At 57.3% G+C, this 15,816-nt stretch carries 12 protein-coding genes and 1 pseudogene; 12 read left to right on the plus strand and 1 reads right to left on the minus strand.

All coding sequences use genetic code 11. From position 1 onward, the window contains the following. The first annotated feature begins 449 nt into the window (after positions 1–449). The 12 genes from scpC (at position 450) to FS819_RS00845 (ending at position 15,039) form a co-directional block, all read left to right on the plus strand. The gene (gene scpC, locus FS819_RS00790) at positions 450–1,940 is read left to right on the plus strand and encodes a succinyl-CoA:acetate CoA-transferase ScpC (protein WP_156549346.1); all 1,491 of its coding nucleotides are present in this window, start codon (positions 450–452) and stop codon (positions 1,938–1,940) included. A 203-nt stretch (positions 1,941–2,143) separates the two neighbouring features. After that, positions 2,144–3,394: an alpha/beta hydrolase gene (locus tag FS819_RS00795; protein ID WP_197434085.1), complete on the plus strand. Its 1,251-nt coding sequence runs from the start codon at positions 2,144–2,146 to the stop codon at positions 3,392–3,394. A 107-nt stretch (positions 3,395–3,501) separates the two neighbouring features. After that, entirely contained in the window at positions 3,502–4,545 is a 1,044-nt protein-coding gene (locus FS819_RS00800; protein ID WP_156549350.1) for a proline racemase family protein, read from the plus strand. A 335-nt stretch (positions 4,546–4,880) separates the two neighbouring features. Next, positions 4,881–5,621, plus strand: coding sequence for a Crp/Fnr family transcriptional regulator (locus FS819_RS00805; protein ID WP_156629733.1), 741 nt, complete (start codon positions 4,881–4,883; stop codon positions 5,619–5,621). Between the two features lie 443 nt (positions 5,622–6,064). Then, complete coding sequence (locus tag FS819_RS00810) at positions 6,065–6,466, plus strand: response regulator (RefSeq protein ID WP_015914796.1); 402 nt, start codon at positions 6,065–6,067, stop codon at positions 6,464–6,466. Next, positions 6,463–6,957 carry a putative pterin-binding protein gene (locus tag FS819_RS00815; RefSeq protein ID WP_156549355.1) on the plus strand — a complete coding sequence of 165 codons (495 nt, stop codon included), beginning with the start codon at positions 6,463–6,465 and terminating at the stop codon, positions 6,955–6,957. Before FS819_RS00810 ends, FS819_RS00815 begins: the two co-directional genes overlap by 4 nt. Beyond that, positions 6,957–9,212, plus strand: a complete 2,256-nt coding sequence (locus FS819_RS00820; RefSeq protein WP_156549357.1) for an ATP-binding protein — start codon at positions 6,957–6,959, stop codon at positions 9,210–9,212. The genes FS819_RS00815 and FS819_RS00820 overlap by 1 nt, the downstream gene beginning before the upstream one ends. Positions 9,213–9,320: 108 nt before the next feature. After that, the gene (locus FS819_RS00825) at positions 9,321–10,409 is read left to right on the plus strand and encodes an HD domain-containing phosphohydrolase (protein WP_156549359.1); all 1,089 of its coding nucleotides are present in this window, start codon (positions 9,321–9,323) and stop codon (positions 10,407–10,409) included. A 108-nt stretch (positions 10,410–10,517) separates the two neighbouring features. Beyond that, positions 10,518–11,570, plus strand: a complete 1,053-nt coding sequence (pyrC, locus tag FS819_RS00830) for a dihydroorotase (protein WP_156549362.1) — start codon at positions 10,518–10,520, stop codon at positions 11,568–11,570. A gap of 391 nt (positions 11,571–11,961) precedes the next feature. Next, positions 11,962–13,056, plus strand: coding sequence for a GGDEF domain-containing protein (locus tag FS819_RS00835; RefSeq protein ID WP_197435833.1), 1,095 nt, complete (start codon positions 11,962–11,964; stop codon positions 13,054–13,056). A gap of 265 nt (positions 13,057–13,321) precedes the next feature. Then, positions 13,322–14,014, plus strand: coding sequence for an orotate phosphoribosyltransferase (locus FS819_RS00840; protein WP_156549365.1), 693 nt, complete (start codon positions 13,322–13,324; stop codon positions 14,012–14,014). Between the two features lie 98 nt (positions 14,015–14,112). Continuing rightward, on the plus strand, positions 14,113–15,039 hold the full coding sequence (locus FS819_RS00845) for a carbohydrate kinase family protein (RefSeq protein WP_156549367.1): 927 nt from the start codon (positions 14,113–14,115) through the stop codon (positions 15,037–15,039). 42 nt (positions 15,040–15,081) lie between these two features. On the opposite strand, the pseudogene FS819_RS00850 reads toward FS819_RS00845, so the two are convergent. Next, a pseudogene (locus FS819_RS00850) lies at positions 15,082–15,814 on the minus strand (SDR family oxidoreductase). Positions 15,815–15,816: the final 2 nt, after the last annotated feature.

The following is a 15,816-nucleotide window of genomic DNA, read 5'->3' on the forward strand; positions in this document are numbered from 1 at the left end:
AGTGTGCCCTTAAGAGTGTTTTCAGGTCTTAAACCTGTACGCTACTGCATAATTTTCTCTTTAAACCGGAATCGGTTTAAAGAGAAAATTATGCAGTAGCTATAAAGAGCTACAGCGAACCTTTGTGCGCCATATATGGCGCACGGCGCTGTAAGCGTCCGTTTGGACGCTCTCCATCTTGCATGGATGGCAGCGCTTGATAGCGCAAGCACCGCGCCTCGCACAATTTCCCGACTTGAGATATGTCAATGCCGACCATCCGGCAATCGCGTTTTATCGCGCCGACGTTACCCCAGTATTCACCGGCGAGTTTGGTGCCATGGGGGTAAATTATGAAAACAACATAAGATGTTACAATTGGCGTGATTATGCCTGACCGGGCGAAAAAGCGTTGGTGCGGGCCAAGTATCCCTTCCGGGCAGGCCTGACGATAGAGGAGATGGATTCCGATGCTGCGTGATCGTATTCGCTACAGGCCTCTGATGGACAAGCTGGTCACAGCCGACGAAGCCGCCGCCATGATAGAAGACGGCATGACCATCGGCATGAGTGGTTTTACCCGCGCAGGGGAAGCCAAGGCGGTGCCGATGGCGCTGGCGGAGCGGGCCCGCAAACATCCTTTGAAAATCACCCTGATGACCGGTGCTTCGCTGGGCAATGATCTCGACAAGACGCTTGTCGAAGCCCATGTCGTGTCGCGGCGCATGCCGTTTCAGGCGGACCCGGCGCTGCGCAAGGCGATCAATGCCGGGGAGGTGATGTTCATCGACCAGCATCTTTCAGAAACGGTCGAACAGTTGCGCACCGGTCAGATCGCGCCGGTCGACATTGCCATCATTGAGGCGGTGGCCATTACCGAGCATGGTGGCATTGTACCGACCACATCGGTTGGCAATTCCGCCAGCTTTGCCATTCTCGCCAAGAAAGTGATCATCGAGCTGAACCTGTCGCAGCCGACCACGCTGGAAGGCCTGCATGACATCTATATCCCGTCGCGGCGTCCGGCCCGTATGCCGATCCCCGTTGTGACGCCGGAAAGCCGTGTCGGGCTGCCCTATATTTCTATTCCTCCGGAAAAAATTGCCGCCATTGTCGTCTCGGAGAAACAGGACAGCTCGGCCCCCATTCAGCCGCCGGACGAGGATACCAAGGCCATTGCCAGCCATCTGATTGAGCTTTTGCTCAACGAAGTGCGCCAAGGCCGGATGGGTTACGATCTCCAGCCGTTGCAGGCCGGGATCGGCACCATTGCCAATGCTGTGTTGCATGGCTTTATCGATACACCGTTTCATGACTTGAAGATGTATTCGGAGGTCTTGCAGGATTCGACCTTCGAATTGATTGATGCCGGTAAGATGAGTTTCGCTTCAGCCTCGTCCATTACCCTGTCGGCGGAGATGTATCAGAAAGTCCTGCCAAAACTGGCTGAATACAAGCATCACCTCGTGCTGCGTCCGCAGGAAATCAGCAATCATCCGGAAGTCATCCGGCGGCTGGGGCTGATCTGCATCAATACGGCGCTTGAATTCGACCTCTACGGCAATGTCAATTCCACCCATGTCGGCGGCACGCAGATGATGAACGGCATCGGCGGATCCGGTGATTTTGCCCGCAATGCCTATCTGTCGATTTTCGTTACCAAGTCTATTGCCAAGAATGGGGCGATTTCCTCTGTCGTTCCGATGGTCAGTCATGTCGATCACACCGAGCACGACGTTGATATTCTCATCACTGAACAGGGGCTTGCCGATCTGCGGGGCCTGGCACCGCGCGAAAGGGCGCGGCTGGTGCTCGACAACTGCGTGCATCCTGATTACCGCGACCAGCTTGCTGACTACTATCAGAGGGCGCTCGTGCGTGGCGGTCATACGCCTCACATTCTCGAAGAGGCGTTTTCCTGGCATCAATCGATGCGTGAGACAGGAACCATGCGCCGATAAGATTTGACTGGTGTCAAGCGTCTAATGACGATAAACCGGTTTCGACACCAGAGCCGGGCTGCATGATGCTGACCCGGGACGGATATATACCGGACCCGACAATGATCAAGCCGCATGCCGACCTATCCGCCCCATCTCTTCCTGAAAAGCAAAACATCACAGCTCTTCCCCGCCGCTCAAGGCGGCGTGGCCTCTCTATTTCCATGCGCTCGGCGGCTCGGCCGCTCGCTATTATCATGCTCGGCGTACTGTTGGTGGGCTGCGCGTCGCGGGCGGTGGGCGTGATGAAGCCGGTCGGCGCGGCGGTTAAGGCCGCCAATGCCAGCGAGGTCAATCTCCTGGCTGCGACGACCCGCGCGCCCTCTGAGGATAAATCGATCCTGTTCAGCGGCGAGCGCGGAACGGGTCTGTTGATCGATGCCGTCACCATTTCGATTCCTCCCGCCGCAAACCGCAAGATCGGCGAGGTTCAATGGCCAAAGAAACTGCCGCCGGATCCGCGCAAGGACTTCACGACCGTTGCCGTCCAGCCCATTCAGACCGACCAGCAGCGCCGGGCCTGGCTGAACACCCATGCAAAGGGCAAGCATCGCGTGCTGCTGTTTGTGCACGGATTCAATAATACCTACGAGGATTCCGTCTATCGCTTCGCCCAGATCGTCCACGATTCAGGCACGGATGTGGTGCCGATGGTGTTTACCTGGCCGTCTCGCGCCAGTATTTTCGACTATAATTACGACAAGGAAAGCACCAATTATTCCCGCGATGCCCTGGAAGAGATGCTGACCCGCATGACCAGCGACCCGCAGGTTTCGGATGTGACGGTCATGGCGCATTCGATGGGGTCGTGGCTTGCCGTCGAAGCGCTGCGGCAAATGGCCATCCGCCATGGCGGCGTCAATGCCAAGATTACCAATGTCATTCTTGCCTCTCCGGATCTGGATGTCGATGTGTTCGGCAAGCAGTTTCAGGCATTAGGGCCAAAGCCACCGCATTTCACACTGTTCGTTTCTCAGGATGACCGGGCGCTGAGTATTTCCCGGCGTATTTCCGGCAATGTCGACCGGTTGGGGCAGATCAATCCGGCCAATGAACCGTATCGAAGCGTGCTCGAAAAGGCTGGCATCACCGTTCTTGACCTGACCAAGCTGAAAACTGGTGACAGGCTGAACCACGGCAAGTTTGCCGAAAGCCCTGATGTCGTGCGGTTGATCGGCGGACGGCTGATCGCCGGACAGACCGTGACGGATTCGCAGGTCGGTGTCGGAGAAGCCATCGGTGCCGTCACCATCGGCGCCACCAATACGATCGGCCAGGCGGCCAGCACGGCAATCAGCGCGCCGATCATGATCTTCGACCCCCGGACCCGCCGAAACTATGGTGACCAGCTGAAAAAGCTGGGCGAAAGCGCTGGCTCGACGGTTAACTCCGTCGGCGACACGGTGCCACGGTGATCTCTGCTCTATAATTACCACCTTGAATCGATTTCGGTTTCAGGAATTATGCAGTAGATCGCCTTTTGCTTGAGGAACTGATCAGCCACGAACCGGAGGATGCCGCGATGAGATGGAAGCGGATGATGCAATTGCTCGATGTGCATTGCGAAGGCGAAATCGGCAAAGTGGCGATTGGTGGGGTGCCTAAAATTCCCGGCGATACGGTGGCGGATCAGTTGCATTGGCTGAATACGGACCCGAAAGGCCGGGAACTGCGGCATTTTCTGGTGTTGGAGCCACGCGGAGCACCAATTGGCTCGGTCAATCTGCTGCTACCGGCCAAGGACAGCCGAGCGGATGCCGCCTTCATCATCCTTCAGCCGGATCAGGCCCATGCCAGCTCCGGCTCCAACTCGATCTGCGTCACCACGGCCCTGCTTGAAAGCGGCATGATCGAGATGCAGGAACCGGAAACGGTGGTGATGCTGGAAACCGCCGCCGGACTGGTCAAAGCCGTGGCGCAATGCAGGGAAGGGCATTGCGACAGTGTCACCTTGACCATGGTGCCATCCTTCGTTCACGAACTGGACGCGCAGATTGCCACGGAAAGTTGGGGCGAGATTCGCTTCGATCTCGCCTATGGCGGCGTGTTTTATGCGCTTGTGGATGTCCGCCAACTCGGACTGACCATCGAACCGGGCAATGCCCGCCGCCTGGTGGAGGCTGGCATGCTGTTGAAGGGCGAAATTAATCAGCGCATACAGGTCGTCCATCCGGATATTCCGGCCATTTCCGGCGTCGCCTATGTGATGTTTCGCGATGAGGACCCAGACGGCGCTGTGCGCACCTGCACCACCATGTGGCCGGGCCGAGTGGACCGTTCGCCTTGTGGCACAGGAAATTCGGCCAATCTCGCCACATTGCATGCGCGTGGCCGGGTCAAGCCGGGTGACAGCTTTCTGTCGCGCTCGATCATCGGTTCGCAGTTCACGGTCGGTCTGCAAGGCCTGACAACTGTTGCCGGGCGCCCCGCCGTCATTCCCACCATTACCGGGCGCGGCTTTACCTATGGCATCCACCAGGTTGCCCTGGATGCCTTCGATCCACTGGGGGGTGGGTTTGTGTTGACGGATGTCTGGGGTGCTGCGGCCGAAACCATCAAGATTTAAGAGCTGTGATGGCGCCCAGCTGGGGGCCTCCCGACATCGGTAATCTTAAAACGTGAGGGATCGTCACAAACCCATCTATTCTTAAGGTTGTCAATTGTGTTGATTACACCGTACTACAGTGTGTCAGTTTCATACGGAACTGGCTATCGTGCCATTTCTTTTGTTTTCGTTTGTCTTTTCAGGAAAGCCGGGTTGCAATTTTCCTAAGGCAAGCTTTTTAAATCTAGGGTTTTCGGCAGAGCAGCAGCAACCGGTTTTGGACACGATGCCACACCGTGGCAAAGCGAATTTCGGACGATTGGCAAAGCGCATGGTGCTTTCGGCAAGGGGACGCAATGACATCGGAAGATACTGCTGATACTGGCATGGCAGATACGGACATGACAGATACGGGCATGTTTCTGGCCAAGGCGGATATTTTCACCAGCCTGACACCGGAAGAAGACAGGGCATGGTCGCAACTCTGCACCGTTGAGAGCGTTTCGGGTGGCACGATTGTCCTCGATTATGGCATCAGGCCCGAAATTGTGCTCGTCGTCCTGTCCGGCGCTCTGCGTGCGACGCTGCGTGTTTCAGCCGGAAAGGAGTTATTTCTGGATATGATCGGCCCCGGCGGCACTATGGCAGAAATGGATGCGATACGCGCTGAAGGCTATAATCTCTGTCTGATGGCCACCACTGATGCGACGCTGGTTCGAATGCCAGTGGACGTCTTCAATGACATTATCGCTCAAAAACACACGGTTTGTTTGAGCCTGCTGTCCGTCTTGGTCCAGCGCATGCACGTCCTGCATGCCAGAATATGCGAGTTTTCCTATCTCGATGTCCGGCATCGCCTTTACACAACCTTGCTCCGATTGTCGAAACCCTCTGAGGACAAGCCTCAGCAGCGCATGATCTCTCCGGTGATCATTCATGCGGCTTTAGCCGAACATGTTGGCGCACGCCGCGAAACCGTCTCACGCGAGATGTCGCGTCTGGTGCAGGATGGCGTGATCCAACGCACCCGCACTGCGATTGTCATCCGTCAACCCCATGCGCTATTGCGGCGCCTGTCGCAATTCGATTTTTCGTGAATTATTATTCTTCCCAATGGTTTAGGTTGAAACTCAAGGCGACGGTCCTTCATGGATCTCGTCAGTTGCCCTAAAACAAGAAAAACTAAAATTTTAGCTTATTGCTTTAGTCAATTTCAGTGTGCTCCTGATACAAGCAAGGGCAATCGCTGAGACTTGGAGCGCTGACTTGGTTCTGCATGATGCAGACTGCTCCCTGCAAGGTCCAGCATGGAAAATGCAATCCTGACATGATGCTGCCCGAATGCGACAGTCCGCCCGACCGTTGCGGAAGCATTGTCATCAGGTCTGACTGAGCGCTTGCGGATATCTCATGCCTCCCGGCTTTAAGATATTACCTAGCAAATTGAGTGGGTTACGGGTTTTTTTTCGCACGTTTGACAAAGCGTATGATGCTGTAACCGAGTGATGCGGCCCAGCGACAACCCTCAACGGAGGAAACCATGAGCATTCTGATCGTTGAAGATAATGCCACCAACGCGATGATCCTGAAACATCTTGCACGCAAGGTCGCCGATGATGAAATCATCGTGCAGGCCGATGCCAATGAGGCGCTGGTTCTGTGTCATCAAACGCTGTTCGATCTGTTGATTGTCGATCAGATCCTGCCGGGTATGAGCGGTTTGCAATTTGTCACCACGCTCCGCCAGCTCGGCCGTTATGATCAGGTGCCGATCATTATGGTCACCGCCGACAATGAACCGGGACTGCGCCAGGCCGCCCGGCAGGTCGGCATTACCGACTTTTTGACCAAGCCGGTTGAAGCCCTGGCCTTCCGCCAGTTGATCGCCAATTATCGCGGCGGCAGCGTGGCGGGTGAAGCGCGGGGCGCTGTGGTCCGATGAAAGGATATATCCTCGTCATCGCCCTGCTTTTTGCCTTGGCACCGCGCGCAGACGCGCTCGACACGCCCAAGGGCGCAGTCATCCTGACCGTCGAAGGCAAGCTTTCTCACTCCAATAGCGGCGACAAGGCGCTTTTCGATCTCGCCATGCTGGACGCCTTGCCAGGACGGACCGTGACGCTCGATACGCCCTGGACGAAAAAAGCGGCCACCTATTCCGGCCCCTTGCTCCGTGCCATTCTGGATGCCGCTGGCGCTGGACAGGGAGCCGTGACCATACGGGCGCTCAATGACTATTCGGCGGTTATTCCCCCGGAGGATGTATCCGGGCTCAACATTATCCTCGCCACACGCATGGACGGTGAAACCATGCCGGTGCGCGACAAGGGCCCGATGATGGTCATCTATCCGTTCGACGAGGACAGCAATCTCTATACGGAAACCTATTTCGCGCGCTCCGTTTGGCAGATCAAATCGCTCGAGGTTCGGTGATGCTGCTCGCTCCCGCCACGGCGCAAAAACGTCAAACGCAGCCAAAGACGACCTTGATCCTGTTGATCCTGTCGGGTGTCCTGCTGCTGACATTTCTTCTGCTGTTCAAGGACGTATCGGATCGCTACCGCCTGTTGTTTGATGATATCAGGGAAAACGCGGTCTGGTCGATCTACCAATTGGACCGGGAAGCGCGCGCCCTCGATTATGTCCTGGCGGAAGCCAGCAACGAGAGGGCCAGCGACGAGAAGACAATCGCGCAAGTGTCTATGCGCTACGATATTCTCCTGTCCCGGATCAACCTGGTCAATGATTCCAAATTCGGTAGCTATTTTAACAGTGACGCGACGATATCAGGCCATTTGCAAAGCATCGGCGACATCATCCGGAAAATACAACCGGTTTTGGACAGACTTCAAACCGGCGTCGTACTGGACACTCAACAGATTAATGAGGTTAAGCAGGACCTGGATGCCCTGTGCGCGCAAACCAACGACCTGTTGATCTACACCAATTCCTACGTTGGCAACCAACGCTCCACCATGCGCAGCGCCATGTTCGAGATGGAAAAGACGTCGGCCATTATGCTCGGCCTGTTGATGGCATCTGTGATCTTTCTCGTTGTCACATTGCACCGCCAGCTCAAGTCGGTTCGCGAGACCAGCCGCCGCCTGGAAACCATGACCAGGGAGTTATCGGATGCCTATGAGGCTGCCGATTCCGGCAATCGGGCCAAGTCTCAGTTCATGGCCACCATGGGCCATGAAATCCGCACACCGCTTAACGCCATCCTGGGCATGGCCGAATTGCTGGAATATTCGCAGCTGCCATCCGATGCCATGCAAAGCGTCAAGACCATCCGCTCGTCTGGCGAAGCGCTGTTGGAAGTGATCAACGAGATCCTGGATTACTCGAAGATCGAGCATGGCAAGCTGGAGCTGGAAGAGCGGGCCGTCGATATTTCCAGTCTGGCGGAAAACACCATCAGCATCATGCAGGGTCGCTCCGACGATCAGGACAACCAGCTGGTGCTGGATATTCCGGTGTCTCTCGATGCACTTTACGTGCGCACCGACCCCACCCGCCTGCGCCAGGTTCTGCTCAATCTGCTCAGCAATGCCATCAAATTCACCCAGAACGGCGTGGTGACGCTGCGGCTGCGCGAATTCTATCGCGGCAGCGCGTTGATGTTGCGGTTCGAGGTGGAAGATACCGGCATCGGCATTGATGAGACAGGGCTTGCCAAATTGTTCAAGCCATTTTCGCAGGTCGATGCCAGCATCAGCCGCAAATATGGCGGCACCGGGCTTGGGCTGACGATTTGCAAGCAGATCGTCGAGAAACTGGGTGGCGAACTGGGCATGAGCAGCACGGTGGGGGTTGGCAGCATATTCTGGTTCGAACTGCCGGTCATGGCAGCTGGAAAGGACGATGTCCGCCAGAATGCCCGCCACAGCAGCGCGGATCTGCCCCGCCTGAAGATCCTTCTGGTGGAGGATAACCGGGTCAACCAGCAGGTTGCCAGCCGTTTCCTCTCAAAACTCGGCCAGGATGTGGTTGTGGCTGGCGATGGCGCCCAGGCGGTGGCTCGCACCGAGCGGGAAGTCTTCGACCTGATCCTGATGGATATGCAAATGCCGGTCATGGACGGTATCGAGGCGACCCGCCATATCATTGAACGCGGCGGGGCTTCCGCCTTGACCCCTGTTGTTGCCATGACCGCAAATGCTTCTGACGACGATCGCCGTCGGTGCCGCGCTGCCGGCATGGTGGGATTTGAATCCAAACCCGTGACCATGAACCGCCTGCGCGACCTCATTCTCAGCTTTGCACCGGTGGAACGCGAACAGGCCTCGGCTGACGGGCCGGTTGAGACCAAGCCTCAGCAAGACAGTGTGTTTGACCATAGCCCACTGACGCTGCAACAGCATCTTGACGAGATGAACGGGCTTGATGAAGCGCGCCACGACGAACTGGTCGAAGCTCTCGGGGAAGAGATCTACCAGGAATTGATTGAATCGTTCTTTGATGATGCCGCCCAGCTGCTCGGCGAATTGCACAAGGCCATGGCCCAGCGCAATCCCCGCGAAATCGATCGCGTACTCCACACGATCAAGGGAGCTGCCGTCAATGTCGGTTTGAACGATATTGCAGGCTTTGCCCATGCGTTAAGAGTGCAGCAGCCAACGCCGGATGCCGTTCACAGGTTGACGCAAGAGGTGGATTTGATGAAGCTCAAACTGGTAGGAGCCTGAAACGGCGGGACCATTCCAACCCCTGAGGGAGCGCTTGGGGAAACGTACGGGGCGCATTGAACCCCGCAGATAATTGAAACAAGTGGCCTGACGGTCGCGGAGGCTATAATGCGTATATTGCTGGTTGATGATAACAATACCAATTTGAAACTGCTGACCCGCCTGGTCAAGAAAATCGACCATTGCGAGCCCGTGGCCTTTTCAACCCCGGAAGAGGTGCTTTCCGCGCTGCCGGAGCTGGATTTCGATATTGCCATCATCGATTACCAGATGCCGGTGTATAATGGCGTCGAGCTTTACACAGAGATCGTACGGTTCGAGAAATATGCCCAGGTGCCGGTCGTGTTCATCACCGCCGACAAGGATATGACAACGCGCATGGAGGCCTTGAATGCTGGGGCTATCGACTTTCTGACCAAGCCGGTCAACCCGATCGAATTCCAGGCCCGGATCCATAACATCGTCAGCCTGTCGATCGCCCGCCGCCAACTGGCCGATCAGGCCGAATGGCTGCGGTGCGAAGTGGATAGGGCGGTGGGCGAGCTGCGGCAGCGCGAACAGGAAATCATTGAGCGCTTGACGCTGGCAGCGGGCTACAAGGACCCCGATACATCCCGTCACACGCTGCGGGTTGCCGCCTATGCGCAGGCCATCGCCCGTGAAATGGGATTGCCGGAGCAGTTCTGCACCGATCTGAAGCTGGCAGCGCCGATGCATGACATCGGCAAGGTCGCCATGCCCGACACGGTCTTGCTCAAGCAGGGCCGGCTGACCGAATCCGAATATCGCCAGATGCAATCCCACGCCCAAATCGGCAGTGACATTCTCGCCCAGTCTCATTCCTCGCTGCTTCAGCTTGCCGCTGAAATCGCCGCCAGCCACCATGAGCGCTGGGATGGGCAAGGCTATCCCAACCGCCTGGCAGGCGATGCCATTCCCCTGTCCGGCCGGATCGTTTGTATTGCCGACAATTTCGACGCCCTGACCACTGAGCGCCCCTATAAGCCTGCCTGGTCCTATGAACGGACTGTGGAGCATGTGTTGGCGCGGGCTGGAAGTCAGTTCGACCCGGCCTGCGTTGCCGCATTTGAACGGGCGCTACCGGCAATCCATGAGATTATTGAGGCCGACCGGCGTGAACAGGCCGAGGAAGCAGCCAGAAAGGCCGCTGCCCTGCCGTTGGACAAAATCGCCTGACGGCATTGCCGCGCTTGCCTCCAACGCTGAACATGGTATTTCCAGCATGGATAGAGGGCGCGAGCAGTATGCAGCGCCGCTCAGCCTGATACTCGCCGGAGATCCGCCATGCGCTCGCTTACCATTCGCCGCCCCGATGACTGGCACCTGCATCTCCGCGACGGCGCCATGCTGGAAGGTGTGATCGGCGATACCAGCCGGCACTTCGCCCGCGCCATCATCATGCCGAACCTGGTGCCGCCGGTGGTGACGACAGCGGATGCAGAGGCTTATCGGCAGCGCATTCTGGCTGCCGTGCCGAAGGGCGATCACTTCGAGCCACTGATGACCCTTTACCTGACGGAGCAGACCAGCCCTGATGATGTTGAGGAGGGCAAGACAACCGGACTGATCACCGCGGTGAAGCTCTATCCAGCCGGTGCCACCACCAATTCCCATGGCGGGGTGCGCGATCTCGACAAGGCGATGCCCGTTCTGGAGCGGATGGCGAAAATCGGATTGCCGCTCTGTGTCCATGGTGAGGTGACGACGCCGGAGGTGGATATTTTCGATCGTGAGGCGGTGTTCATCGACACAGTGCTCGATCCGCTGCGCCGCCGTCTGCCAGAGCTGAAGGTGACGATGGAGCATGTCACCACATCCGATGGGATCGATTATATCCTCAGCGCTGGCAGCAATCTGGCTGGCTCGATTACCACCCATCATCTGATCATCAACCGCAATGCCATTCTGGTTGGTGGCATCAGGCCGCATTATTATTGCCTGCCGGTTGCCAAGCGCGAAAGCCATCGCCTTGCCTTGCGCCGCGCTGCGACCTCAGGTGACAGCCGGTTTTTCCTTGGCACGGATTCAGCCCCGCATGTCGATCCTTTGAAGGAATGCGGCTGCGGCTGCGCGGGCATTTATACGTCCATCAACACAATGAGCTGCCTTGCTCATGTGTTTGAGGAGGATGAGGCCCTCGACCGGTTGGAAGCCTTTGCCTCGCTCAACGGTCCGGCCTGGTATGGGCTTCAACCAAACGACGAGACAATAACCCTGGTCAGACGTGACGCACCGGTCGCCTTTCCGGCAAAGATCGAAACGGGTGCTGGACCCGTCACGGTTTTCGACCCGATGTTTCCAATCCATTGGGACGTTGAGGCCGCAATACAGGCTTGACCCGATGCGGATCATCCATCAAGCTGACGGTCATGATGGAGTAAGGAAAACTGAAATTTATCCTCCGCGAAGCTTTTAAGGCGAATATTGGCATAAAAACCTATTCCTGGACTGGGTCCGGGCAGAAGCGCGATCTGGGTATTTGATTGGTCTCCTGCAACATGTCTCCCGAAATTGCGCAGCGGTTTCGGAAAAAAAGCATGTAAAAGCAAAGTCTTGTAGCATGTGAGGTGATCTCTCATCACGCGACATTCTATAGGGGCGCCGGGTTCCACCTTATCCCCTCATACTCACGCGTTTCAGGGCAGACATGATGGTGGATTTCAGTTCTTTACTTCTCGCCCTGGGCGTTTCCACACTGTGTCTTCTTTTCACCTTTCTGGGAACATGGATGGCCCGGCGGGAAAACTCTTTCCTGCTCAGCTGGGTTATCGGACTTGCCCTCACCATGTTGGGAATTCTGACCTACGGCCTTTTCACCTTGACCCCTTCACGAGGTCTGGGCGCGCTCGCCATGTCCTCGATCATCACCGGTTTCTTCATCCTCTATGCTGCCGCCAGGCAGTTTCGCGCAGGGAATATACCCTTCAAGACGCTGATCGGTGTCTCTTGCATTGCCGTCATCATGCTGAGTGCGGCCTTCCTATCGGGATATGGCGGCATCGGCTTTATACTGTTCAATACCGGCACGGCCATTGTGATGTTGGCAATTGCCCATCAATATTGGCTTGGACGGGCAGAATCGCCCGGCGTGCTTTCTGGCATGGCCATGCTTTATGGCGCCACCAGCCTCTCTTTTCTCGCCTGCGCACTGGCTTTGATTCAGCGTGGCGAGTGGCAACTGGCGGTAGCGCCGACCGGCTGGACGGAAGACATCAATATAGCGGTTTGCATTGCTGGCATGAGCGGCATCGGCGCTTTGTCTCTCACTTTGCATCAGGCCCGGATCACAGCCCGGCACCGGCTGGAGGCAATGACCGATGCATTGACAGGTCTTTGCAATCGTCGGGCGCTGTTCAATGCACATGGCACCAAAACCTTCCGCGAGGATATGGCGATGCTGGTCTTCGACATCGATCGTTTCAAAACGATCAATGACCGCTATGGGCATGCTGTGGGCGACGAGGTGATCCGTAATATTGCTGCGGAGCTGAAAGCAGCCATTGGTCTTTCCAGCGTTACCCGCCTCGGAGGCGAAGAGTTTGCGGCTGTGCTGGAAAATGCTGCGCCAGGACGGGCCGAGTGGATCGGCGAGCGAATCCGGCGCCAGCTTCAGGATCGCGAAGTCGTGGTGGAGGGGGACAGTTTCGTCGCAACGACCAGTGTCGGCATTGCCTATGGCACAGCATCCGGCCTGACCTTCGATGAGATCCTCAACCTGGCGGACAATGCGCTTTACAATGCCAAACGGCTCGGTCGCAACCGGGTAGAAACGGCAGTGGCAAACTGGGAGAGTGGCCTGTCAGTGGAAGCCGACAGCGCCTAAAGGATGTCCAGGAAAAGCAGAACCGGTTTCCCGAAACGACAAAAGACTGCCGAAAACAAAGGGCGGTTCGATTGTAAATGGCGCGCGCTTATCCCCGGATATATCCTCTGGCCTGCCTTCCAGCTTCCTGCTATGGGCATGGATGCGTTAAAGCCGCGCGGGTAAAGGCAAGGACATGTCTACTCCGCCGCAGCCTCGCCATGTGATTGCCGGAGCGACTGCGGTCAGCCCGGCTGAGCCATTTGCGCAGAAGACAGGAGCACCGATGACCCAGACTTCCTTTTCCGATCCGGCCGTCATGGCGGAATTGCTGGCGAAAATGCTCTGGGAAATCAAGGCGGTGCATTTCAATGCCGCTGAGCCTTACAAGCTGGCTTCCGGCATGCGCAGCCCCGTCTATATCGATTGCCGCAAGCTTCTGTCCTATCCGCGTGTCCGTTCTGCCGTGATGGATTTTGCGGTTGCCACGCTGCTGCGCAATGCCGGTTTCGAGCAATTCGACTGTATTGCCGGTGGCGAGACGGCGGGCATTCCCTTTGCCGCTCTGTTGGCCGATCGGCTGGCGCTGCCAATGATCTATGTGCGCAAGCAGCCCAAGGGCCATGGCCGCAACGCCCAGATCGAGGGTCATATGCCTGACGGTGCCCGGGTGCTTGTTATCGAAGACCTGACGACGGCAGGCGGCAGCATGTTTACCTTTATCGATGCCGTGCGGGCCGCTGGCGGTGTGGTGGATCACGGTATCGCTTTGTTCTTCTACGGGATCTTCCCGCAAGCCCATCAGCGTTTCGAAAACGGCAACGTCAAACTTCATTATATCGCCACCTGGCGCAATGTTCTGGCCGTGGCCCGCGACCAGAAACTGTTTGATGACAAAACCTTGTCGGAAGTGGAATCCTTCCTGGATGCCCCGCTGCAATGGTCCGGTCGCAATGGCGGGGTCAGCACGCTGGGTTGAGGCTGCCTTGCGAAGATCCGCCAGAGTGACTGGCATTTCTTCGCTTTCTGCTTTAAATCGATTGAAGTTTATCCGAAAGCCCGGTTTGGGAGGCCAGAATGATCCTGTGTTGCGGTGAAGCCCTGATTGACATGTTGCCACGCGAAACGACGTTGGGTGAAAAAGGCTTTTCGCCCTATGCGGGCGGCGCGGTCTTCAACACCGGCATTGCGCTTGGACGCCTGGGCGTTGCCTCCGGCTTCTTCACCGGCCTTTCCGATGACATGATGGGCGATATCCTGCGTGACACGCTGCGTGCCAGCCATGTGGATTTCAGCTATTGCGCCACCTTGTCGCGACCGACGACCATTGCCTTCGTCAAGCTGGTCGATGGCCATGCTACCTACGCTTTCTACGATGAGAACACCGCTGGACGGATGATAACCGAGGCGGACCTGCCAGCCCTGGGCGAAGACTGTGAAGCGCTGCATTTCGGCGCAATCAGCCTGATCCCCGAGCCCTGCGGCTCGACCTATGAAGCGCTGCTCAACCGCGAACACAAGACCCGGGTTATCTCGCTTGATCCCAATATCCGCCCCGGCTTCATCAAGGACAAGGCTGCCCATATGGCCCGCATCCGCCGCATGGCAGCACTTTCCGACATCGTCAAGTTTTCCGATGAGGATCTCGCCTGGTTCGGCCTGGAAGGCGACGAAGACACGCTTGCCCGCCACTGGCTGCATCACGGTGCCAAACTGGTTGTCGTCACGCGCGGCGCCGATGGCGCGGTTGGCTATACAGCTGATCATAAGGTCGAAGTGCCGAGCGAAAAAGTAACGGTGGTCGATACGGTCGGTGCAGGCGACACATTCGATGCAGGTGTTCTCGCCTCGCTGAAAATGCAGAACCTGCTGACCAAGCAACAAGTGACAAAACTGACAGAAGAGCAGATCGCCAAGGCCTTGGCGCTCGGCTCCAAGGCCGCAGCGGTGACGGTCTCGCGGGCAGGCGCCAATCCGCCGTTTGCGCATGAAATCGGGCTTTAGAGTCTGCCAGGGAAACTGGATCGCGCTTTTGCCTGATAAACGCTAAATCACGCCGCCATTGGCGTGGATCGTCTGGCCATTGACCCAGCCTCCCTCGGGGCCGACAAGAAAGGCGACGGCGGCGGCGATCTCCTCTGGCGTTCCGATCCGTTCAAGCGGTGCCAAGCGGGCAAAGGCCTCAATGGCTGCTGGGCTCTTTCCGTCCAGGAACAGGTCCGTGGCCGTCGCACCAGGGGCGATGGCATTGACGGTAATGCTGCGTCCGCGCAATTCCTTGGCGAGGATGCTGGTCATTGTTTCGATGGCTGCTTTGGTGGCGGCATAGATGCTGTAGTTTTCCGCTCGCATCGCCGCAACGCTGCTGGAAATATTGACGATCCGGCCGCCCTCGTGCATTCGCCGCGCCGCTTCGCGCATGCCAAAGAAGGGTTCCCTTCAGATTGACGGCGATCTGACGCTCGAACATCGCGTCGTCGATATCGACCATCGGCAGACGCACCATGATACCGGCATTGTTCACCAGAATATCGGCGCGGCCAGCCACCGCCTCGGCTTTGTCGAACAGGCGCGGAAAGGTCTCGGGATCGGCAATGTCGGCGGCAAGCGCCAGAGCCTTGCCGCCCGAAGCACAAATCTCCTCAGCCAGGGTTTGAGCGCCAGTGCCATCGACATCACTGATGATGACAATGCTGCCGTCGCAGGCTAGCCGTCTGGCAACCGCAGCGCCAATGCCACGCGCGGCTCCGGTGACGATCGCCAGCCTGCGCCCGCACATGG

This window comes from Allorhizobium sp. Av2 (genome assembly GCF_021462805.2).
GTDB lineage: Bacteria > Pseudomonadota > Alphaproteobacteria > Rhizobiales > Rhizobiaceae > Allorhizobium > Allorhizobium vitis_G.

Bases quoted from the DNA above. Each gene is read 5' to 3' on its own strand.
- scpC (WP_156549346.1), top strand. From the start codon at position 450: ATGCTGCGTGATCGTATTCGCTACAGGCCTCTGATGGACAAGCTGGTC.
- FS819_RS00795 (WP_197434085.1), top strand. From the start codon at position 2,144: ATGCGCTCGGCGGCTCGGCCGCTCGCTATTATCATGCTCGGCGTACTG.
- FS819_RS00800 (WP_156549350.1), top strand. From the start codon at position 3,502: ATGAGATGGAAGCGGATGATGCAATTGCTCGATGTGCATTGCGAAGGC.
- FS819_RS00805 (WP_156629733.1), top strand. From the start codon at position 4,881: ATGACATCGGAAGATACTGCTGATACTGGCATGGCAGATACGGACATG.
- FS819_RS00810 (WP_015914796.1), top strand. From the start codon at position 6,065: ATGAGCATTCTGATCGTTGAAGATAATGCCACCAACGCGATGATCCTG.
- FS819_RS00815 (WP_156549355.1), top strand. From the start codon at position 6,463: ATGAAAGGATATATCCTCGTCATCGCCCTGCTTTTTGCCTTGGCACCG.
- FS819_RS00820 (WP_156549357.1), top strand. From the start codon at position 6,957: ATGCTGCTCGCTCCCGCCACGGCGCAAAAACGTCAAACGCAGCCAAAG.
- FS819_RS00825 (WP_156549359.1), top strand. From the start codon at position 9,321: ATGCGTATATTGCTGGTTGATGATAACAATACCAATTTGAAACTGCTG.
- pyrC (WP_156549362.1), top strand. From the start codon at position 10,518: ATGCGCTCGCTTACCATTCGCCGCCCCGATGACTGGCACCTGCATCTC.
- FS819_RS00835 (WP_197435833.1), top strand. From the start codon at position 11,962: ATGGCCCGGCGGGAAAACTCTTTCCTGCTCAGCTGGGTTATCGGACTT.
- FS819_RS00840 (WP_156549365.1), top strand. From the start codon at position 13,322: ATGACCCAGACTTCCTTTTCCGATCCGGCCGTCATGGCGGAATTGCTG.
- FS819_RS00845 (WP_156549367.1), top strand. From the start codon at position 14,113: ATGATCCTGTGTTGCGGTGAAGCCCTGATTGACATGTTGCCACGCGAA.